Source organism: Mesomycoplasma ovipneumoniae, from assembly GCF_030012565.1.
Classification (GTDB): domain Bacteria; phylum Bacillota_I; class Bacilli_A; order Mycoplasmatales; family Metamycoplasmataceae; genus Mesomycoplasma; species Mesomycoplasma ovipneumoniae_D.
Map to the genome: position 1 here is coordinate 540,405 of NZ_CP124621.1, position 23,250 is coordinate 563,654.

The following is a 23,250-nucleotide window of genomic DNA, read 5'->3' on the forward strand; positions in this document are numbered from 1 at the left end:
TGTGATAATTTTAAAAATTGCTAAAGGAACAACATGTCTGCTGTCCTTTTAAATTAAAAATATTTGTATGTTGAATTTATATTTTTAATTTGGAAAAAACTACTAGATTTTTATCTAATTGTCATTTTTATGAAAGTATTTTTTATTTACTTCATCTTCAAATTTCTTTATTAAGTTTTGATGGTTTTTTAAAAACCATTTTTTGTGATTTTCAAGATATTCTTTTCTAATACTAGAATCATTTAAATCGTTAGGCACTCTTTTAATTCTTTCATCTCCACTATCAAAACCTGTAAAATCTTCTTCTAATCTTTCCTTGCACATTTGAACATACTCTTCATTAATTTCTATCCCTATACCTCGTCTATTAGTTTGCTGGCAAACTCTAAGCATTGTTCCACTACCAACAAATGGGTCAAGTACAGTATCATTTTCATTCGATGAAGCTAAAATCATTCTTTCATATAAAGCTTCTGGTTTTTGTGTGGGATGTTTTTTTCTATTCTTATTACAATAATGCATATGAGAAAATTGCCATACATTTCCCGGATTTGAACCCCTCATATTATTTATTGAACGGTAAAATTTTTGTGGAATTCTTATATCGTCTAAGTTAAAGGTGAATTTACTTTTATGCTTGGTAAACATTAGTATATCATCGTGTCTAGGGGAAAACCCTTTTGTCTTCCCTACCCCTTGTGTATAAAACCAAGTTATCCATGAATTAAAATGCATATTCAATTCTTTTTCAAGTATGCTATAGATATATGATATATATCTCATACCCATAAAAATATATATAGTTCCATCATCTTTTAGTACTCTTTTTGCTTCGGTAAGCCACTGTCTTGAAAATTCTAAATACTCTTCAAATTCCAAATTATCTTTATTATTTCCATAATCTTTATTCAAATTGTATGGCGGATCTGTGACAATTAAATTAATACTTTTAGATTCAATTTTTTTAAGTTCTTCAATTGCATTTCCACAAATTATTTTTAAAGTTTTATCCATTTATTTTTAATTGCCTCTCTATAGAAATCTTCAATTGTTCTTCTGCTACTATGCAAATATTTTTTATCTAATAATTGACACATTTCCCAGGTAGTTCTTCTTTTAAAACTAACATAATGAATATCTTTTATTTGTATTTGGCCAGTGCCTAGAGCCGGATTATAGCTTATGTCATTATCTCCTATAAATTTTAAGTCATACGCATTAAAGTCAACAACTTGCATAACACCATCCGTCAATTGTGTTCGTTCATTTCTTTCTGAATAAACTTTATGCTTAATCGACAACACTATAAACATATAGTCAGGATCAACTACATAAGCTGTCCTAATCCTAGAAAAAGAAGTAATATTAGGACCTTTCCCACTATCAACAATATCATTTGCAGTCGCCTTTACATCAATATTTCCTGTAAGAACTTTAACATTATCCTTCTTAAACTCGAGTATAATGTCTGCCATCCATAATCTTTCTTACGTTTCTACATTCATTAAATTATATTTATTATTTTGAACATTTCTAATGTCGGCAAAAACCTCAGTTGCCCAAGCTTCGATCATAGGACCTGCAATTTTGTTTATATTTTCTAATGGTAGTCCTAATTTTAAATTTGTATTTATTATAATCTTATCATCACCAGAATTTTTTCGTTCATGTAATATATTTATTATTTGTTCAATAACAAATTTTGAATCTTTTTCATATTCCTTAGCCTCTATAGGTATTTTAAATTCTAAATCTTCATATCTCATAATTGTTTTTTCCTCCATTTTAAATAATTTTAATACATCTTCAATTTTAAAGTTTAATTCTTCACATATCCTTTCAATATTTCTAAGTGATATATATTCCCGAGTTTTCCAGTTTGATAAGATAATATCAAAAAAGTGTCTGGTTTTTCGGCGTTTTTAACTTAAAAACCAAAATTATAAAATATTTAAACTACCTTTTTTAGTTAAATCGCTGGCAAAAATCATTATGGGTAAAATAACAAAAACAATAAAAAAATACAACTACTATTTAAACTCAATGCAAATAGAAAACTCGTTTTTATTTGCAGCGAGCCTAAAAAAACATATGAAGTTTTGAAAGAACAATAATTAAAAGCCCTAAATTTGTAGATTTCTAAACGGGTAAATTTAAGGCATTCCATTATATTTAAAAACATAATGGAAAATTCGCAATATCTGATTTTTTTATGGCAAAAACATAACTAATTCCGCTTTAATTCAATATCAAAATTTATTAATTATTCTTAGATGACTCTAATTATAACTTATTTTTAATTTTTGACCAAACTTTTTTTTTTTTTTTTTAATTAGCAGGAAAAATTCAGACAAATAATTTTTATACATGATTTTGATTGTACCACTTTTGTTAATTGTTTCTAGTAATTTATTTTGTTTTGGTCTAAATTTTGTTGCTTAATTATAAAAAAACCTCGTTTTTACGAGGTTTTTTTATAATTAAAATTTGTGATTAGAGATATTCGGATCTAAATTTTTCAAAAAGTTTATTATATTCTTCTTCACTTTGAGGTGTGTCAAAAAAAACAAAACCTTTAAAGGTGATTCCAGTTTCAGGTCTTTCGCTTTCGTTGAGGCTCTTTTGATTTTCTGATTTAGTGGTTCCAAAAGTAAAGCCTTTTTTAAAATTTAATTTTGCATTTCCTGGTATATCGCGCTCTCAGGTGAAAATTGGTTTTTTAGCATCATCAGATTCGGTAGAATAAAACTTCATATTCATAATCGATTTGCTATCTTTTTTTTCAATATCTACACGTAAAATAATAGTGGATTCAGAATTATTAAGAAAATCTTGGAATATTGAGTGACGATTTTTTGGGTCGAGTTGCAAACTAGGTTCAAGGGGTCCTCCATCAGTACTTTTTTCTAATTTTAACTCTAATTTACCATTATATGTTGATTGAAATCCTTCTTTTTTGTTATTAAAACTTATACCATGGGTTGGCTTAGGTTTAGGTTTAGAAAAATCAGCACCAATTTTAAAAACACCCGGGATAAATAATTCCTTTTCAATAATTAAGTTAAAATCGTTTTCTTCTTCACCTGTTTTTAGTAAAAAATATTGGAGCGCATCTGTCTGAGGTAATTTACTTGGTTTAAAAGCATAAAGCAAGGAAGTGCCGCTTTCTAATTTTAGATCTTTGTTGGTTTTTGAATCATTCTCTAAAGAAATTCCACCTTCGGCTAGATAAATACCTTGTTCTTGTTCATCAATATGAACTTTTTGTTTTAATATTTTTGAAGGAGCTTCATTTGCCTTAAATCTAAAATTTGGATTATTAACAGCTGAAATTGATTTTACAACTTGCTGTTTTTTGCCATCTAAAGATTGTTCTTCTGTTTCAACATTAGTTTTTCAATCTAAAAATATGTGAGTTTTTACGGTGTCAGAAAAAGATTTATAAAGTTTATTTTCTTTATTTACATTATCAAGTTCAACTGTTAAATTTCTTTCAATTCCATTAGGGGTTTTAATCTTAAGATTAATTTCATAGGTCTCATCTTGAAAATCTCTAGAAAAATAAATAGAAGTCCCTTCAGGAAGATCAGATTTTTCAAGATTTTCAAGAAGTTTTTTTAGGTAATCACCTAAAGATTGATCACTTGGCGCGGTAGTTGTTTCTGGAGATTGGCTTGGAGGAGTTGGTTGTGTAGTTGGAGGGGTAGTTGGATCTGGGTTTGAAGGAGAGGTTGAAGCTGAATCTGAAGAAGTATTTGAATCTGATGTATCATCTTGGAATAAGGTTGGTAAGGCGCTAACATTTGTAGCAACAGGTGTAGGTGCGGTTGCACCTTCGGCTCCCTGAGTTATACCTTCAGCACCCTGATCAGCAGCCTGATCAGTAGTTGATGTTATTTGAGTCTGATTAATTTTATTACTTTTTGTTGCAAAAAAATTAAGAGCATCGAAAAAAGGGGTTAGTTGGGTTGTTATATTTTTTATATCGTAAGGTTTATTTAAAAAAGGTTGGATTTTATCATCAATTGTTGAAGCAAAAACTGTAATTGGCAAGTCTTTCTTGATTTCAAAACTTAAGTTGTCAATATCTTGTGACCCTTGCTGATCAAAACTCTCAATTGCATTTTTAAAATATGCGCCATAAATTTCTTCGTTTGCATCAAATTCTAGTTCAAAATGGAAAGTATAAGCATTATCTTCGCCAAGTTTTAGACCTAAAGGAAGTAATGTTTTTTCAGCAAAATTACCTTCAATATTTAGTCCAACATTGACAATATTAGAATTTTTAGGATTATTTTTGTTTTCTTTTACTGAAAAAGTGACACTTTTTGGGCTAAAATTAGGGATTAAATCTTTAATTTCTTCTAGAAATCTTTTATTTTCGTTTTCATTTTCATTTGAATTTGAAGTAAACCAAGAATTAAACTGCTCAAGATTTAAATTTTGAGGATTTTGGGCAAAATATTCTGATACGCTAAGTTTGTTTTGCGCTAAATGTTTAGAAATTGTTGAGTTAAATTTATAATTTTTTTTGAAAATTTTTAAAAATTCAGAAGATTTTTTTTGGTGTTTTTTCTTAGGAACATCAACAAAGTTAAGTGTTAATTTGCTACTTTTTTGTGTTTTTTTATCAAATAAACTTAATGCTAAATCAATTTTATTATTAACATCATCAACATTTGTAAAATTTAATTTTTCTTCTTGCAATTCAGGTTTTATTTCAAAATTGGAAGGAAAAACAAAAACCGGTTCAGAATTTATATTAAAGGAAATTCCGCCAAATTTAGAAAATGTTGCAAATAATGCTGAACTTGAATTTTTTGTTTTTTCAAAATTTTCCTTAAATTCTTTATAAAACAAAATAGCAATTTCGGTTGCAGTTTTTCCTTCTAAAAAATCTTGATTTAAAAGACTAATTGATGCACTCAAATTTTGTGGTGAAAAATTCAAGGTTTTATCTTGATCGGAAAAATCTAAGTCAAAACTTGCTGTATAATTTATGCTTTTACTTGAATTTGAAATATTAACAGCAAGATTTTTTATTTTATTTGACTCAATTTTTACTTCAGATTGACTCCTTGGAATAACCAATCTGAAATTTAAATCTGGATATTTTTGACTAATTTGACTAAAATCAATTGCATTATTTAAGTCAAAATTATATGCTTTATCAAAATGCAAATCTAGGGCATCAGAAGCACTTAATTTTTTAGCAAATTTTGACTTGAGTTTTAAATTAGCAACTAAACTATCAAATTCAGTAGTGTTAAATTCAGAATTAACATTTAGATTTGTAGCATTCGCTAGTTTTTCGTCAAATTCGGATAATTTTGAATTGTAATTTTTTGACTGTAAGGAGACTAAATACGGAACACTGGCAGAAACACTAACGACCGCGCTAACTCCAATAATTGCAAAAATTATATGATTTAATTTAAGCTTTTTCATAACAATTTCCTTTATAAGTTTTTATTTTAAGAATAAAGAGCTTGTGTGCTCCATGATAATAACGCGGATAGGTTGACTTGAGAAATTTTGAGGACTCTTTTTATCATAAAGATATAAAAATAAATTATGTTGAACTGGGCTAGTCAGGTTAGTAATTTTCTCAATTACACCGCTAATGTCAGTGTCGGTAGTAGTTTGTGTTGTTGTGTCTGTTGTACCTTGTGTTTGAGTTGATTTTGCTTTTTTTATTGCATAAAAGCCTAAATCTAAATCTTTGTGTTCAAAGGTTAAATAACTGCTAAAAGGTAGTTTTTCTACTTCTTTATCAACAGATACCGGTTTATTCTCATCTGATTTTGATACAGCGAGATTGATTCGATTTTTAAAATCATCAAAGTCTTCTTTGGTTAAGAAAACTATTTGTGAACTAGGTGAAAAAGTTGAGGCAATTTCATCTAATTTATCAACTTCATCACTTAAAAGTTTGTTTTCAGAATTAATTTTTAGTTCAATTTCTGATTTTTTTGTTTGATAAATAACGCTAACTAGATCGCCGTTTTTATCAACTGAGCCAATATTATATCAATATTTTACTTTTAATTTTTCGGCATCTGTTTTTTCTAAAGTATCAACATTTGTTAAATTAGGTTCCAGGCTAAATTGAATTTTGTAATTAAAATCTTTACCAAAATTACCAGTAAAAAGTTTTTGACTCTTTTGTTTTGAATAAGCTAATGAATAAAAAGCTGCAAGAAAATCGGTAAGATTTTCAATATTATTTTTATTGTCTTGCTGTGCAAAATCAGTTGCACTGAGTTGTTTTGCATGTAATTCAATCTGTTTTACAAAATATTCAGGACTAAAAGATGAATTTGTTTTCATCAAATTAAGAGTATTTTTAAGCTCGTTATTAATATAAAAACTATTTTCAAGATGGTCATTAGACTTTAAAAAATCATAGTTAAATGAAAAAAGTCAAACTTTGGGCTCACCAGTTTCTTCAGTTGCTTGACCCCGTGGTTGTTTTGTAGGCTTAATTTTAATGTCGCTTAATTTTTTAAATAATTCATTAATATCAAAATTTTCTGGCCAGTTTGTACCAGCTTCTATTAATCCAAAATGTTTAAAATAATCAAACCAATATTTTGCGACAAAACTAATGTCTTGTTTTGATAAAAATGACAAAAATTGTGAAATTTTCTCGTCACTATTGAAATAATTAGAAGAAATTGATGTTATACCTTTAGAGGCTGCATCATCGACATTTGAGTTTTTAATTAAATCTTCAACAGTTGGCAAATTATAACTATTAACCATTGATTTTAATTGGGTTTCGTCAAATCTAAAACCATAATAACGGGAATTTTGAAGAACTTTTTTTAATTTATCGAAATTATTTGACTGAATTAGTGCTAATAATTCTTCTTTTGGAATTCCTTTTTGATTAGCTTTTGCAACAGTTTCCTGGACTTTTGGCTCAATAGACAAACTACCTTTGTTAACTGAAGCTGCAAAATCAGGGTCATTTTGAGCTAATATATCAAAATTTTTAATACTTTGAGAAAATTTTTTTGTAGCAACAATTTTATCATTTCTTTTATCTTTAATAACAATATCACCGTTAATTTGGGCAACAACGTTGTTATCTTTAAAATCTAGATTAACTTGTTCAGAATCTAGTTTTATTTGAACATCTAAAAATTTTGAAATTTGGTTAAAATTTAAATTTGCTAGTTTATTTTCGAATCTAATTTTTGATATTAGTGGTGTTTTTACAGTTTTTTCAATAAGTGAATTAAGAAAATCGGCACGCTTTTCTTTGGTTGCAAAAATTTCATTATTATAATAATTTAGAAAATCTCACCCTGTAATTAAAGTTGAATTATTTTGACTAAAATTATTTATTGGAAAATAATCACTGTCAGAAAATTCACTTAAAACAATATCATCGCTAATTGAATTATCAAGGAAAGAATCACTTAAATTGAGTTGAGTAGTAAGGAAAAATTTGGAATTCTTGTTGATATCAGCGGCAATTTCCTTTGAAAAATCAGAAGAAAACTGGGCAACAAAGGTCAATTTATAAACCCCAGGAGTTGCTGTTTTTACTAAATATCGATCAGTTATAATTTGATCTTTTACCAAATTTATATCATAGCGAGGTTTTTGAATACCACTTTCAGATTCAAAGTAAAAGCTTTTATTGCTAAAAATTTCTGAAATTGTTTCATCAAGGTTAAAATATTTGTTAATAATTTCTCTAGCTTCAGTGTCATTTTTTGCGCTATTAACTTCTTTTTGGAAATCTTCAACTGAAATTAGCTTTGTTAATTCTTTTTTAAAAGAAAAATTAACCTCGCTATTTGTATAAGGTCTTAATTTCTTGAGCTGGTCTTCTGAGTAAGTTGAAAAATTAGAAAGTGAATAATCTGGAACATAATTATAGGCAACTTTTTGTTTAAATAAGTCAGAAGTTGCTGTTTTATTGTCGTCTAATTTTTGCAAAACTCGCCAGTAAACCTCAAATGTTTGCTCATTATCATCAGGTTTGATATCAAAAATTTCCAATTTGAAAGGTTTTCAATTATGATCGGTTGAAAAATTAACGGGAATGCTAGAGTTGTTAGTCTGGTAAAAATCAAAAAAATCTGTTAAATCAATGTCAGTTTTTTTGGTGTTATCGTCGTTCAAAAGTTTCTTTTTTAGATCTAAATAGTCTGAATTAGCATTTAAATATTTGTCCTTTATACTAATAAAAGAAATTGATTTTGCTTGGTTTTGCACATCAATTCGCGGGTTTTTTAGTTCTAAATTTGCAAAAATGAGTAGCGGAGTGGCAATAATTACTCCACCAGCAATAGTACTTAGCCCTAAAAGAAAAATATTTTTTTTAGTTAGTAGTTTTTTAGTGATTGTACTTTTCGTCACTTTTCCTCCTATGTGTTCTGTAAAAAATTTTAACAAAAAAAACAAAAAAAGGAAACAAATCCCTTAAATTAGCTAATAAACAAACATTTTTGTGATAAAACTTGTTTTTAAATTCTTAAAATATTCTGCTTTTTGTTCATAAGCAGCAATTAGTGAGTCGAAAGTTTCAAAAAGTTGCCAAATTTTCTCTTGCTCGACAGTATCAGCGACTTTTATAAAATATTTTTCAATTTCATTAAGACGAAAAATATGTCTAACAGATTTGTTTGTACTTTTTAGCATCAATTTTTTAAAAATTTCGGTTTTAAATCAAATTAAAAAATAATCAGAATTATAATCTTTTTTAAGTTTAAAAACTTCATACATCGGACTAATTAATCCAGGCAAAAAATTTTTATATAAAGCTAGCGAACCGACTTGAATTCTTGAAGGATTAAATGCAAAAGAATTTTTTGCTATTATTTGTGAGTTGTCTTTATTTGCAAAAATTGCTTTTCCACCTTTTTTAAAAAGTTGTTTTTGGCTTACAAATCCAAGTTTATTTGAAACTGAATAACTTATAAGTTTTAAATTATTTGAGTTTTTGTTTTTATAAGTTTGAAAAAGATCACTAATTTGCTCAGTTTTTCAAGGTTGATTAAAGCCCTTAAATCTAATTAAAGGAAAATCTGAACTTATATCAGTAAACATTTTTTTTGTTAGATTATTTTTAAGATCTTTTAAAAGGTGAATTTTTTCCTCAAGTTTGTTTGCTAAGTTTTCAAAAGTCTCAAAAAGTTGAGAAATTTTTTGTTGCTCGCTAAGATCAGGGGTGAATTTTAACTCAATTTGAGCCATATCGATAATTTTTAGTGAAGGAATAATACCATTTGTGACATTTTTTTTCGTTTGCAATCCAATAGCAATAGCAAAAAATTCGTTTTCAGGATATTTTTTTGAAGTTACTATTCCACAAGAACCTGTTGCAAAAAATTTGACTTTTCGAAAATTAACAGATCCAGCATTTACACCGGCGGTGGTCCAAGTTATTACATTTTCAGCCAAAAACTCGTTATAATAGCCTAAAATCCCCTGATTTTCTGTTTGCGATGAGTAAACCGGGTAGATGTAGCTGCTCTCTCTCTCTCTCTCTCTCTCTCTCTCTCTACAGGTTTAGTTTTTATTTGGTTTTTGGTTAGTGATTGGCCTCGGGAAATCTCAAATAAATTTTTAACTTGATCACTAATTCAAACTGAATTGAAGTCTTTGAATTTAACTAGCGGTATATTTGGCTTTTTATTCATTAATTAGTCCTTTAAATATTCTAAATTATAATAAAAAATGCACCTTTAAATAGTAAAAGCAGGATTTTTTTATATTTAAAAGTTTTTTAGAGTTTAAATTATGATGAAAACTCTAAAGAGGGTTTAACACTTATTTCTCGCAAGGTAAATTTACCTCCTGAGTTTTCCGGTTTGTGAGATAATCTTAAAAAAGGTCGGATTTTGGGCACTTTTTAAACTAAAAAAGCAAAATTATAAAATATTTAAACTACCTTTTTTAGCTAAAACACTGACAAAAATCATAAAAAAACATAACTACTATTTAAACTCAATGCAAATAGAAAACTCGTTTTTATTCACACTGAGCCTAAAAAAATATATGAAGTTTTGAAAGAACAATAAATAAAAGCCCTAAATTTGAAGATTTCTAAACGGTTAAATTTAAGGCATTCCATCATATTTAAAAATATAATGGATAATTCGCATTTTCTGATTTTTTTATGGCAAAAACATAATTAATTCCCCCTTAATTCAATATCAAAATTTATTAATTTATTCTTAAGTGAAATTCATTATAACATAATTTTATTTTAGACCAAGCATTTTTTTTTTTTTTTGCAAAAGGTTAGATTTGAAATAATAGAAATTAAGATTTTAGCTCAAAAAACACGGATTTACCGGTATTTATCCGTGTTTATATTCACTAAAAAGTGAAGTTTTACCGTCAAACTGGGAAACTTAAGATAATAAAAAATCCACCTTTAAATAGTGAAAGTTGGATTTTTTTATATTTAAAATTTTTAGTAGTCTAAATTATGATGATGAGGATTTAACACTTATTTCACGCAAGGCAAATTTACCTTGTGATGCTTGTTTTTGTCTTGGATCTTTAGTTTTTTCTTGATAGAAATTAATTAGATCTTGTTTAATTTGTTCTGAATCTACAACAATTTTGCTAAAAGGATAAGTATTATTTACTGCTTCAACAAAAGCTTTAAGTTGTTCTTTGGCATCTTCGTTTGGAGTTCCACTTATATTAAATGTAACATTTTGCTGATTTTGCCCAGCTTGGTCACGAAAATAAATTCGCCCAGAAGGACTGTCATAACGTTCAGAAATTCCACTTAATTTGTCAGTATATTTTGAGCCTTCAAAATCGGAAACATTAGCTGAAAAAGTTGGACCTGAATTAGTGCTAGATCCAGAATTAGTATCAGCGGCAAAATAAATATCAGTAAATCTTAGCTTTTTAAAGCCTTCATAGTCTTGAGATGCATATTTATCTTCTTTTCAGTTTTTAATGTTATCATTAAAAATTTGGTCAACTTCATCAAATTTAAGGTTTTTAATTGTTTTAATATTTGTTTCAGAAAAATCTAGTTTTGGAGGATAGCCACCTTTACCACCATGGCGACCTTGAAATGGACGTTGGTAAATTTTGGAGCCAAAAGCTAATTTTAAACCTTCGGTGATTTTCTGTTCACTATCTCCTTTATCTCAACGGAGTGTGTCAAATAAAATTGATCCAGGAATTTGCTCATCAGGTGTGTTTTTGTGAAAATCAGCGGCGTTATTATAATCAAAACTAATAAAATCAACATCAGCAACGGCATTTGGATTAATTGCTCAGTTATCAGCGATTGCTTTTTCGTTAGAATAGAGTTCTAATTCTTTAAGTTTTTTGCCCCGAAGTGCTGACAGGCCATTTATTGCTTTTTGGTCATCTAAAAATAAAGTTAGTTTTTGGACATTATTTGGTAAGGCTTGCAAAATTTTGTCAATATTTTGGTTTTTATTTTTTGTGCCGACATTTTTAAGAACAACAGCATCAATTTTGTTGCCAACATTTGATTTTAAAAATTCCTGGAATTTTTCAAAAGCATTTTTATCATTTGCATCAATTGAAACAGCAATAATTTGGGATTTTACAGCTTTATGTTTATTTTGGGCGTTTTGAGTATATTGGTAAACTTTTATTGAGCCAGAACCTGAACCGGCAACTTTGTCAATTTCAGTTTTTCATTCACTGTTAGAAGAAATATCGGCTTTGTCTCAACCTTCATAGTTTTGATTAGCAATTCCGTGTGGATTACGTTGAACTCAACCTTCATTACTTAAAAGACGATTTTGGTTCCGTTGACGATAAAGTCCATTTTTTCCTGTTATTGGGTTGTCATCAGGATTTACAAAAACTCAACCGTGATGATCATTAGTATCAACAGTCATTCCGCGCTCGATTAATTTGTATTGAACATCAGTAAATTTTGGACCTTCTATTGCTTGTTGTTTTAAAAATTTTAAGTAATTATCTTCTCTAGTTTTGTAATTATTTGCTACTCAAATTTGGTATCTTAGACTTTCTTCAAATACTTTTTTTTGTTCGTCGGTGCCATTAGGGTAATAACGTTTAAATTCATGTTTTAACTGGCGCTCTAGTTCGGCAATTTCAGCTACTCGTGCGGCAATATTTGCCTCAGTTCTTCGTGTTGAAGCAGCAAGACCTAAACGCCAGTTGGCTTTTGCTCGCTCAACTGCTCCGGGTGAAACATTAACTGATTGAGATTGTCTTGGCGAAGTTTGGATTCTTTGGGTAGTGGTTGCTGTGCTATGAACTGGCGAACTTGCAGTTCTTGAAACACTTGGAGCTGGAATTGGGACGGTTGACTCAACTCGACTAACTATTCTTCTTGTTATTTTTGGAGCAGGTTGAGGCTTAGGAGTGGCAATAGCAATTTTTTTAACTTGTTTTGGAATTTCAACTTTTGGCGGGATTTTTTCAACTTTTTGTGGTTGGACCACTTGGGCATCTGATTCAATTTTTTTAGGTTCTGGTTTTTGGACTGGTGTAAATTTAGAATTTGTAACTGGCGAATTAAAAGCAGTGTCATTTGGTATATTTTTAAGAATTATTGATGGTGCTTCTGGTGAATAAGCAACCAAAGGAGATTCTCAGTTAAAATTATTTACTACTTCATTTAATGCAAAGGAAAAGCTAACGGCAATAGCGCTTGCTGCTGCTCCTATTAGATATTTTTTGCGCTTTGAGACATAAAAAATTTGCATTTTAACCTCCTAAAACAAAAAAACAAAATTAGGCAAATTTTGAATTTAAATTTTAGCTAATTTTGTTTTTAGATAGATTTAGAAATTATTATAAATGATTTTTTAAAAAAAACAAAATTTTTTGTCCAAAAAATTTTTAACGATTTTTAGGAAGTTTTAGCCTCAATCGGTAACCCTTGCTGAGTTTCCCAGTTTGATGAGATAATCTTAAAAAAATTTCCAGTTTTACGGCATTTTTAACTAAAAAAGCAAAATTATAAAATATTTAAACTAGCTTTTTTAGTTAAAACACTGACAAAAATCACAAAAAAATACAACTACTATTTAAACTCAATGCAAATAGAAAACTCGTTTTTATTTGCAGCGAGCCTAAAAAAATATATGAAGTTTTGAAAGAGCCATAATTAAAAGCCATAAATTTGTAGATTTCTAAACGGTCAAATTTAAGGCATTCCATTATATTTAAAAACATAATGGATAATTCGCACTATCAGTGCGCATTAGACAAAAAACATAACTAATTCCTCCCTAATTCAATATCAAAATTTATTAATTCATTCTTAGTGACTCTATTATAACAGAAATTTTTTTTAGACCAAGCATTTTTTTTTTTTTTTTTTACAAAGGGCTGATTTTAAAATAATAAAAGTTAAGGTTGTAGCTTAAAAGTACGGATTTACCGGTATTTTTGCATACCTATATTCGATAAAAGTGAATTTTTACCCTCAAACTGCCAAACTCAGGAATATTCTAAATTATAATAAAAAATCCAGCTTTTACTATTTAAAGCTGGATTTTTGTATATTTAAAAATTTTTAAGGATTTTTAGGATACTTTAGTTTCAACAGGTATTCCTTCAATTGAGCTACCAAGTTGGGAAGCCAAAGAAGAATCAACTTGAATTTTACTGAAAGCATCAGTTCGCTTTGCAGCTTTTAGGAAATGTTCTAAGTCAGTTTTGGCACTTGGAGAAAAAGTTCCTTTAAGAACTAAAGTTGCACCCTGAACTTGTTTTCCGTCTTTGTCCTTAATGAAAATATTTGAAAACAAAGGCCCAAAATTCAATCTTTTTTGGAATTGACCATCAAATTTATCAAGCTCAACAGTGTAAGTTTTTGGTCCTGAAGTAGAACTATTAGCGTCGATTCCAAAGGAAATGTCGCGGAATTTTAAGAAAAAGTTAGCTTTTTCTGGTTGACCAGTGTCAGTTTCTCATGTTGAAATTTGACGATTAAATTCATTGTTAGCCTCGTCAAATTTAATATCTTTAAAAGTTTTTATATCGGTTTTAGAAAAATCAAGGTTAGGTGGATAGCCCCCACGGCCTCCAAAAACTCCTTGGAATACTCGCTGATTAATTTTTGATCCAAAAGCAATTTTTAGTCCTTCATTAATTTTTTCAGTACTTCCTAGATCTTTTGTTCAACTAAGCGTATCAAAACGAATTGAACCAGGTAGTTTTGCGCTAGGATTATAAAGATTTATACTTGCTTTATCCACAAAGTCTCATTTAATAAAGTCAACATTTTTAAGACCATTAGGATTGATAGCTCAAGTTCCGGTTTCTTTTTGAGTATTTGAATAAAGTGATAATTCAGTAAGTTTATGATTTTCTAATTTTGAAAGAGCCTCAAGTCCTTTGTTGTCTTCAACAAAAAGACGCAAGGAAGTAATTGATTTAGGCAGTTTTGAGATAATTTGTTCAATTGTTGAGGTATAGTCGCCTTTAACATTTTGAAGTACAACTTCTTTTAAATCACTATGAGATTTAGCTAAAGTTTCAAGAATGCTTTCAAATTTTGACAGAGCAGTTGGATCTGAAGAGTCTAAATAAAGGGATTTGAATTGTCTAATACTATTATCTCCAGCGGTATTACCGGCGTCTTTCTTGTATTGGATTAAGCGAATAGCATTGGTACCATTAGGAATACCCGCTGTTTGTAGAGCTGAAGTAAAACTTGAATCATTTACATGTGAGCTAGGATTATTTAGTCCGCCAGATCAACCTGGACGAGATAGGCTACTTAAAACTGTTGAGTCTTGATTTGGCCACCGGCTATTATAAGGCGCAATTCCTCTTGCATTATTAGCTATAATTGCTTTTTCGACATGATTATTTCTAGGTTTTCATCCGTCGGTTTCTCTATCGGGAGTATAACCTTTTCAAGCAGACCAATTTCTTGGCTATCTAGGCGTCCTTGTTCAAAACGGGCTCTACGTTCAGAGTGGTACTTTAAATCGTATTGTTGACGTTCAAGTTCATATCTTTTTTTGTTAATTTGGACTTTATAACTTTCATTTCAAACTTTAAGACGCTCGTTATATTCTTCAGTACCTTCAACTTTTGACCCTGATCAGTAAACTGACAAATGTTTTTGATTTTGTTGTCTTTGTAATTCCTGAATTTCAGCTGTTATTCTTTCGATATTTGAATTAGCAGTAGTTACATTAGTTGAAGCTCGAAATCTAAGGTTTTGGAGAGCTTGGCCATATTTACCGTTTGTATCAACTTGCTGATAAGAAACTGAAGGAGTAGGAGCAGGCGGGGTAAAAGTAGGAGTTACCGGTCGACTTTGGACTGCTGGGGGAGTAACTGTTTGAATTGTTCTTACTCTTTGGACCGGACGAGGAGTTGGGCGGGCAATAGTTCGAATTGGGGTAACGATTGGTGAGATTGGTCTTGGTTTTGCTTTTGGTGTTGACTGAGGAACTGGGTTGTCAATTTTCTTGACTGTTGGAGGTTGGACAGTTTCAACTGGTTTTGGGACAACTATTTTTGGTCCTGGACTTGGAATAGGAGCTTCTGGTAGATTTTGTTTTTTAGGTGGATTGATAAAATTTGTATTTGCTACAGGAGAAAAATTAACATCATTTGGGGTGTTTTTTAAAACTATTGAAGGAGTTGATGTTGAATAGGAAACTTCTAAAGGATCAAAAATACTACCCGAAAAAACACTCGGAATATAAGCTGCACTGGCAACGGATAGTCCAAGCAATGAAACGGCAATTATTTTTTTTCTTTTTGATAAATACAGTACCATGATATCTCCTTTTGCAAATTACTTTGTTTTACTTATTTTATGTTTAACTTATTCAATATAAATTATAATATAAATTACAAAAATAGGTAGTAAAAAATCTTAAAAAAATAGGGCTAATTTTTTCAGTTTTGCTTTGATAAATATTGGTGAATTTTCTCAACATAATCAGTCTTTTCAAAGCTAAGATCAAGATCATCGCGGCCAAAATGTCCATAAACTGCAAGATTTTGGTAAATTGGCTTTCACAATCCAAGTTGACTAACTAAATTAGCAAGTCGAAGATCAAAAACATCTCTAATAATTTGGCTAATTTGATCTGTGCTAAATTTAGGGTTTTTAACATAAGTAATATTAACTAAATCAGGAAATTCAGAGCCAATTTGGTATGAGAGTTGAATTTCAATTTCATCTGCTAAATTAGCGGCAACTAGATTTTTTGCAATATAACGGGCAATATAAGCTCCACTTCGATCAACTTTTGTATAGTCTTTTCCACTAAAAGCTCCACCGCCATGGTGAGCTGCATCTCCGTAGGAGTCAATAATTATTTTTCGCCCAGTCAGACCACTATCACCAATTGGCCCACCGATTGTAAATTCACCAGCTTGATTAATGAAAGTTTTAAAATCAGAATTTAGATCGTATTCTTTGGCGGTTGGGATCATAATTTTATTTAATACAAAGTCGCGAAAGCGAGTTATGTCATAATTTTTTAAATGCTGAATTGACATTAACATTTTAGTTATTTTTGGGCGGTCGTCTTGATCATAGACAACTTCAACTTGCGATTTCATGTCAGCAAGGGCTTCTAAAAACTGGCCATTTTTACGGTAAAATTCGGCTTTTTGAACCAAAGAGTGTGCAAGACTTTGGGCGAGCGGCATAAAATTTTTAGTCTCATTAGTGGCAAAACCATAAACAATCGACTGATCACCAGCACCAAGGCTATTTTGAGAACGATTTACAAGACTAGAAATTTCTTTTGACTGGTTATTTACATTCGAAATTATTGTAAAATCATTTTCGGTATAGCCGATTTCAAACAGAATTTCTCAAGCAGTTTTGATAAAATCAACATAGCCTTGTGTGGAAATTTCACCGCCGATAATAATAAGTCGATTTGAAGCCATCACTTCAATTGCCGCCCGCGAGTTTGGATCTTGATCTAAAAGTTTATCAAGAATTGAGTCAGCAATTTGGTCACAAATTTTATCAGGATGACCTTTTCCAACAGATTCGGCGACTGAAATTTTCGATATTTTCATTTTTTTCCTTTGGTTCTAAAATTAATAGCTATGAATTAGCAGTTTTTTGTTTTGCCTGCAAAAATTCCTCAAATGAGAGCGATTTTTGGCGTTTTGTTGTCAGTTTTCCGTTATTTATTTTGATAATCAAATCGGCCAAAGGTTCCATTTGGGGATCATGAGAAACCATGACAATTGTTGTTTTATATTTTTTATTAATATATTTAAGAATTCTTAAAACTATATTTGTGTTATTTTCATCAAGAGCACCGGTTGGCTCATCAGCGAAAATTATTTTGGCGTTTTTAACAAGAGCTCTTAGTATTGAAATTCGCTGTTGTTGACCACCGGACATTTGTGAAGGGAATTTAAATTTTATATCATCTAGTTCAAATTCAGTAAATAAATCCTGGATATCTAAAAGTTTTGTTTTATCACCTTGAAGATAAGCCCCAACTTGAACATTATCATATCCATTTATATTTCCAAGAAGATTATATGACTGAAAAATAAATGAAACTTTTTGACGACGGAATTTTGTAAGCTCTGAATTTTTAAGATAGGCTAAATTAACCGAGTCAACAATAATATCACCTTCAGTTGCCCTATCAAGCCCTGACATTAAATTCAATATTGTTGACTTTCCTGATCCGGATTTACCATTTAAAATAGCAAAATCACCCTCGGCAATACTAAAACTAATATCCGCAAAAACTTTTGTAACAACAGAGCCAAAAAGATAATATTTTGATACGTTTTTAAAATCTATTATCGAACCAGGTAAGTTAGCGTCTTGAATTTTACCAACTTTAACTCGTGGAGTATCGTTTGCTCAGCGAATTAATTTTAATTGCTTTGCTGATAAATTTTCTGACTCAGTTTCTTTAATTATTTTTAAGGCTTGGGTTTGTCTTTCAACTTTTTTTGCCTTTGAAAAAAAACTTAATGACATATCTACTCCTGTAATTGCTAGTTCAACTAGTTTTTATAATATATTTAAACTTTTACATTAAAGGCTAAATTATAATACAAAAGTTAAATTTTAAAAGATATTTTAAAATTTAATGCAAAAAAAGCTATTGAACTAAAATAAAAAAGTGAATTTTAGAAGAGTGAAAAACAAGCCATGTCAGGGATAAAACAAACTAATTTTAATTCTTAATTTTCTTTTCTTATTTACTATATTTATCATACCAAAAAATTTAAAACTTGGTAATAATTTTTTTTTATTTTTTTAAATTGTTTTTTAAGGTAAAATTTAAGTAATTAAATAGCAAATTAAAACAAAATGGAGGCAAAAATGGCAGAAGTTTTATACATAAAGTCACATTTAAACCAAAATTCAACTTCTAACAATGTTGCAAAACTTTTTATTGAACATTATAAAGAGCAAAATCCTGATGCAATTATTAGTGAATTTGATCTTAATGATTATAAAGTCGGACAAATTTCCCTAAATTCAGAAAATTTTTCAAGTTTTTGGAAAGAAGTTGATGCTGATTTTTGAATTGAAAAGCTAAAACAAGCCAAAAAAGTAATTATTTCATCACCGATAATAAATTGAGGCTATTCAGCCCAAATTAAAAATTTTTTTGATGCAGTTTGTCTTGCTGATCGTACATTTTCTTATAAATATTCAAAAAAAGGTGGAGCAATTGGTCTTCTTGATAATATTGAAAATGTCCAAATTATATTAAGCTCACATTCAAAACAAGAAGAACTGCCAAGTCCAAATCCAGCTGAGACAATCATTGGTACTTTTAATTTTCTTGGTGCTAAAAAAATCAATAATCCGCTTATTATTGAACAGTCTTATAAATATAAAGAAAATGGCTTTGATGAGACTCTCCTAAAGCATATCAAAGAGACAGCCAAAAGTTTTTAAAAAAAATAAAAATAGGAAAATTATGAATATTCTAGTTTTAAAGTCATCAGTTAATGAACAAAAAGGATCATATTCTTCAACTCTTTCAGATCTTTTTGTTAAATTTTATCGTGAATTTAATCCTGAGGATCAAATTGAAGTTCTTGATCTAAATAAATTTGCGATTGCTAACATTAATTTAACAGAAAAAAATTTTTCAGATGGTAGTTTTTACCAAAATGCACAAGCAGAGTTTTGAATTGATAAATTAAAAAAAGTAGATAAAGTTGTTTTTTCAACTTCAATGACAAATTTTAATTATTCAGCCACAACTAAAAACTTTTTTGATGCAATTACAATCCCAAATCAAACCTTTAGTCTTAACAAAGAAACTGGCGAGTATCACGGATTATTAACTAACATAAAAAATGTACAAATTCTTACAGCCCAAGGAGCCCCAATTGGTTGATATCCATTTGGAAATCATACTGCCTTAATTAAACAAATTTTTGAATTTTTAGGTGCTAAAATTGTCTCAAGCCCTTTTGTTCTTGCAGGAACAAAAGTAGCCCCAGCAAATCAGCTATCAATTAGCGATTTTGTTGAGCAACATCAGACTGAAATTAAAAAATTAGCACAAAATTTTTAAAATATCGAAAAACAAGTATAATTTTATAATTGATTTAAAAAAAATTATAAGGACTAACATGAAAAAAAATATCCATCCTGTTCAACACGATTTAGCTCTAACTTGTTCAACTTGTAATTCAGAATTTACTATCAAAACAGTAGTTGATAAATTTACAATTGATATTTGTTCTGGTTGCCATCCTCAGTTTACTGGTGATAGATCACTTAGTCGAACTACCGGAAGAATTGAAAGATTTCGTCGTATGGCAGCAAAAGCGCAAAAAAATCCTGTAAAAAAATAGTCAATAATTTTAAATATGATTACAAAATTAAATAAATTACAAGCAAATCTAACTGTTTTATATACTAATTTGAAAAATTTTCATTGAAACCTACAAGATGTAGATTTTTTAGTTATTCATAAATATACAGACAAATTAGCAAAAAAAACAATTGAATTTGTTGACGAAGTCGCTGAAAAAATCCGTTCACTAGGACAAGTTGCAATTTCAAGTTTTGATGAAATTAGTCAAAATTCAGATTTAGAAATATTTAATTCAAAAATTTGAACTTCTGAAGTAGCACTTGAAAAAATTGGCAAACAAATCAAGCTAATTCTTGAAGTTTGCAAAAATATCCAACAAGACGAGTCAAATTTTGAAATTCAACATTTAATTTTCCCATTAATTGATGAACTTGTTCTTTACTATCATAAAGAACTTTGAATAATTCATGCACAAAAATCAAATAATTAATATTATTTATGATTCAGAACCGATAAGAATTGATCTTTTAGTTGCTAAATTAACTAATTCTTCACGAGCTATTGCTCAAAATTTAATTTTAAATAAAAAAGTTTTAATTGATAATGTTGAAACTTATAAAAAAAATTTACTTGTAAAATCTGGTCAAAGTATTATGATCATAAATGATTATACAAGTCCACAACCATCATTAAAAGCTGCTAAAATTGATTTTGAAATTATTTTTGAAGATGAAGATATTCTTTTAATCAATAAACCAAAAAATTTAGTTGTTCATCCTGGTGTTGGCAATTGAGACGGAACGCTAGTAAATGGAGTCATTGATTTTTTAAAAAATAATCTCAGTGATCTTGATAAAGTTCGACCTGGAATTATTCATCGACTTGATAAAGATACAAGTGGTCTTATTTTAGTAGCTAAAAATGCAAAATCACATTCATATTTTGCCGATCAATTGGCAAAAAGAGAAATTCAAAGATTTTATAAAGCAATAGTAGTTGGAAAAATACCTCATAAATTTATTAAAATAAATTTGCCAATTGCTCGTGATTCTAAAAATCCCTTAAAAAAGACAGTTAGTTATTTTAATTCCAAACAAGCAATAACTAATGTTGAATTAATTAAACATTTTGTTTACAAAAACCAAAATTTTAGCCTAATAAAATGCCAACTTGAGACTGGTAGAACTCACCAAATTCGCTTACATCTTGCTCATATAGGTTTTCCAGTTTATGGCGATCCAATTTATGGAACCAAAGTTGATAATTTAGGCCAAAGATTGCATGCTTACAAATTAATTTTTAGACATATTGACGGAAAAGAACTTGAATTTAGCACTGATTTGCCAAAGGAATTTATGATCGCCTTTAATGAAAAAATCTAAAATTTTATTGTCTTAGAGTATTTCATTAAAAAAGAAACAAAGAAAAATTTTAAGCAAAAATTTACTATATAATAAGGATATCCCTAGTTTCCCAGTTTGATGAGATAATTTTAAAAGAGTGTCCGGTTTTGGGCACTTTTTTAACTTTTTTGGCAAAAGTTAATTACCTATTTTTTACCAATTTATTAAGATAATTGGAAAACTCAGGACAAATAACTACCAAACGAAAAACACTGAATTTTAAATCTAACACTCACGAAAGAAAAACCTACTTATTAACCAAAAAAGCAGGCTAAAAAGCAAAATTATGAAATTTTTAAACTACCTTTTTAGTTAAAACGCTGACAAAAACAATAAAAAAATACAACTACTATTTAAACTCAATGCAAATAGAAAACTCGTTTTTATTTGCAGCGAGCCTAAAAAAACATATGAAGTTTTGAAAGAACAATAACCAAAATCCCTAAATTTATAGATTTCTAAACGGTCAAATTTAAGGCATCCCATTATATTTAAAAATATAATGGAAAATTCGCGCTACCAGAGCGCATTAGACAAAAAACATCACTAATCCCTCCTTAATTCAATATAAAATTCATTAATTCATTCTTAGTGACTCTATTATAACAGAAATTTTTTTTAGACCAAGTTTTTTTTTTTTTTTTGCAAAAGGTTAATTTCAAAATTATAAAAATTAAGATTTTAGCCTCAAAAAACACGGATTTACGGGTATTTTTGCATATTTATATTCAATAAAAAGTGAATTTTTGCCATCAAACTGGCAAACTCGGGAAAAAAGAAACAAAGAAAAAAATTTGAAAGCAAAAATTTACTATATAATAAGGATATATAGTAATTTTTTTTACTTCAAAGAAATGGGGTGATTTATGAAAATAAATAACAAAAATATTAAAAAAATTATTGGTCTAAGTCCATTAACCAATTTAACATTTGCTAGCTTGTTAATTAGTGTTCCAGTAATTTCAGTTATTTCCCAGGAAAATTGGCATCAAAAAGATTCAACAAGTCTAGCTTATAATGAAGAATTTAATAATTTTTTAGATACAGAAGCTAATAACGTTATTAGCCAATTGGAACAAAATTCTAGCGTTAATTTTTTAAATGTTCAAGATGTTGAACAAGAAGCACGAAAAATTGGCAATCTTGGTAGATTTAAAAAAAATTTCAATAATTTTATTAATAAAGTAAAAGCAAATCCAAGGGCAAATCTTGAAAAACTTGCAAAAGACACTTTAGCAACAAAAGGCATTAATTATGACCAATTAAAAAAACAATATCAACACAAAGTCAAAATGCCATCAGTAACATTTTCATACAAATACAAACCACAAAACCGTTGATCTATGGGTAATGTTCCATTCCCTTGAGATCCTAGAAAAATAAGCTTTCGCAGAGTACCAGCTTCCGGAGTTCCACAAAACAATGATACTTATAATAGATATTCAGCCGGAGTATGAAGGTCACATGTAAAAACTGCTTCATTTGCAGCAATAAATTTTGGACTAGCCGTGGCTTATGGTTTTGCTCTTAATTTTGTTGCTGCTGTTTCAGCCGGTGCGGCAGGCTCAATGCTTAGTTATCTTTCAGCAAAATACAAAGAACTTTATGATCAACTACAAAAAGCTCCTTTTGATATTAGTGATAAAATCAAAGGGCAAATGGCAAGCCATGCAAATGCAATTGGTATTGCAGGTAGCGTTAACAAATGACTTCGAGGAGTTTTAACTCTTGCAAATAGTGTTAGAAAAATACAAACAACTGTTAGACCAGCATTATTAGCTTCAAGTGTTCTTTCAAATGCTGGCGCTATTATTTCATTAATCGATTTAACTCAAGGACTCATTAGCGAACTTATAGACCGTCTAGTGATTATTGATAATTAATTTGAAATTTTTAGGAAATAGCAAGTCAAAAATCTATTAAAACTTAAAAAAAAAAAAAAAGCCACTTAAATAAGTGGTTTTTTTTTTTTTTTTTAAGTTTTAATAATTTAATTTTTATACAGGGTTAATTATATGGTGCTCTCGACAAGACTTGAACTTGCACCCGTTTCCGGATTAGAACCTCAATCTAACGTGTATACCAATTTCACCACGAGAGCT

At 29.2% G+C, this 23,250-nt stretch carries 18 protein-coding genes and 1 tRNA gene; 6 read left to right on the forward strand and 13 right to left on the reverse strand.

Annotated elements, in window-relative coordinates:
• Positions 1-114: 114 nt before the first annotated feature.
• From QJQ40_RS01965 to QJQ40_RS02020, 12 genes are all read right to left on the reverse strand, one after another.
• Positions 115-1,014: a DNA-methyltransferase gene (locus QJQ40_RS01965; protein WP_282860970.1), complete on the reverse strand. Its 900-nt coding sequence runs from the start codon at positions 1,012-1,014 to the stop codon at positions 115-117.
• On the reverse strand, positions 999-1,475 hold the full coding sequence (locus QJQ40_RS01970; RefSeq protein ID WP_282860971.1) for a hypothetical protein: 477 nt from the start codon (positions 1,473-1,475) through the stop codon (positions 999-1,001). The genes QJQ40_RS01965 and QJQ40_RS01970 overlap by 16 nt, the downstream gene beginning before the upstream one ends.
• Before the next feature lie 12 nt (positions 1,476-1,487).
• On the reverse strand, positions 1,488-1,766 hold the full coding sequence (locus QJQ40_RS01975) for a hypothetical protein (RefSeq protein ID WP_282860972.1): 279 nt from the start codon (positions 1,764-1,766) through the stop codon (positions 1,488-1,490).
• Positions 1,767-2,493: 727 nt separating this feature from the next.
• Complete coding sequence (locus tag QJQ40_RS01980; RefSeq protein WP_282860973.1) at positions 2,494-5,448, reverse strand: P110/LppT family adhesin N-terminal domain; 2,955 nt, start codon at positions 5,446-5,448, stop codon at positions 2,494-2,496.
• Positions 5,449-5,469: 21 nt separating this feature from the next.
• A complete protein-coding gene (locus QJQ40_RS01985) occupies positions 5,470-8,376 on the reverse strand; it encodes a P97 family adhesin (protein ID WP_282860974.1) in 2,907 nt (968 codons plus the stop codon).
• Between the two features lie 72 nt (positions 8,377-8,448).
• Entirely contained in the window at positions 8,449-9,483 is a 1,035-nt protein-coding gene (locus QJQ40_RS01990; protein ID WP_318034736.1) for a restriction endonuclease subunit S, read from the reverse strand.
• Positions 9,438-9,659, reverse strand: coding sequence for a hypothetical protein (locus tag QJQ40_RS01995; protein WP_282860975.1), 222 nt, complete (start codon positions 9,657-9,659; stop codon positions 9,438-9,440). The genes QJQ40_RS01990 and QJQ40_RS01995 overlap by 46 nt, the downstream gene beginning before the upstream one ends.
• Positions 9,660-10,451: 792 nt before the next feature.
• Entirely contained in the window at positions 10,452-12,701 is a 2,250-nt protein-coding gene (locus tag QJQ40_RS02000) for a putative immunoglobulin-blocking virulence protein (RefSeq protein WP_282860976.1), read from the reverse strand.
• Between the two features lie 825 nt (positions 12,702-13,526).
• A complete protein-coding gene (locus tag QJQ40_RS02005; protein ID WP_318034737.1) occupies positions 13,527-14,798 on the reverse strand; it encodes a putative immunoglobulin-blocking virulence protein in 1,272 nt (423 codons plus the stop codon).
• Positions 14,792-15,742 (reverse strand): hypothetical protein, encoded by a 951-nt coding sequence (locus QJQ40_RS02010; RefSeq protein WP_282860977.1) that lies wholly within the window; start codon positions 15,740-15,742, stop codon positions 14,792-14,794. The genes QJQ40_RS02005 and QJQ40_RS02010 overlap by 7 nt, the downstream gene beginning before the upstream one ends.
• A gap of 113 nt (positions 15,743-15,855) precedes the next feature.
• Complete coding sequence (gene metK, locus QJQ40_RS02015; RefSeq protein WP_282860978.1) at positions 15,856-17,007, reverse strand: methionine adenosyltransferase; 1,152 nt, start codon at positions 17,005-17,007, stop codon at positions 15,856-15,858.
• A 28-nt stretch (positions 17,008-17,035) separates the two neighbouring features.
• Entirely contained in the window at positions 17,036-17,938 is a 903-nt protein-coding gene (locus QJQ40_RS02020) for an ABC transporter ATP-binding protein (RefSeq protein WP_282860980.1), read from the reverse strand.
• A gap of 348 nt (positions 17,939-18,286) precedes the next feature.
• Here QJQ40_RS02020 and QJQ40_RS02025 point away from each other — a divergent pair, with 348 nt between their 5' ends.
• The 6 genes from QJQ40_RS02025 to QJQ40_RS02050 all read left to right on the forward strand — a co-directional run bounded on the left by QJQ40_RS02025 (position 18,287) and on the right by QJQ40_RS02050 (position 23,031).
• Entirely contained in the window at positions 18,287-18,871 is a 585-nt protein-coding gene (locus tag QJQ40_RS02025) for an FMN-dependent NADH-azoreductase (RefSeq protein ID WP_282860981.1), read from the forward strand.
• Between the two features lie 22 nt (positions 18,872-18,893).
• Complete coding sequence (locus QJQ40_RS02030) at positions 18,894-19,499, forward strand: FMN-dependent NADH-azoreductase (RefSeq protein WP_282860982.1); 606 nt, start codon at positions 18,894-18,896, stop codon at positions 19,497-19,499.
• Positions 19,500-19,557: 58 nt separating this feature from the next.
• On the forward strand, positions 19,558-19,782 hold the full coding sequence (gene rpmE, locus QJQ40_RS02035) for a 50S ribosomal protein L31 (RefSeq protein ID WP_044283875.1): 225 nt from the start codon (positions 19,558-19,560) through the stop codon (positions 19,780-19,782).
• A 15-nt stretch (positions 19,783-19,797) separates the two neighbouring features.
• Positions 19,798-20,235 carry a Dps family protein gene (locus QJQ40_RS02040; protein WP_044283876.1) on the forward strand — a complete coding sequence of 146 codons (438 nt, stop codon included), beginning with the start codon at positions 19,798-19,800 and terminating at the stop codon, positions 20,233-20,235.
• Positions 20,213-21,127: an RluA family pseudouridine synthase gene (locus QJQ40_RS02045; RefSeq protein WP_282860983.1), complete on the forward strand. Its 915-nt coding sequence runs from the start codon at positions 20,213-20,215 to the stop codon at positions 21,125-21,127. The genes QJQ40_RS02040 and QJQ40_RS02045 overlap by 23 nt, the downstream gene beginning before the upstream one ends.
• A gap of 887 nt (positions 21,128-22,014) precedes the next feature.
• Complete coding sequence (locus QJQ40_RS02050; protein ID WP_282860984.1) at positions 22,015-23,031, forward strand: hypothetical protein; 1,017 nt, start codon at positions 22,015-22,017, stop codon at positions 23,029-23,031.
• A 133-nt stretch (positions 23,032-23,164) separates the two neighbouring features.
• Here the strand turns inward: QJQ40_RS02050 and QJQ40_RS02055 are convergent.
• A tRNA-Leu gene (locus QJQ40_RS02055) sits at positions 23,165-23,249 on the reverse strand.
• Position 23,250: the final 1 nt, after the last annotated feature.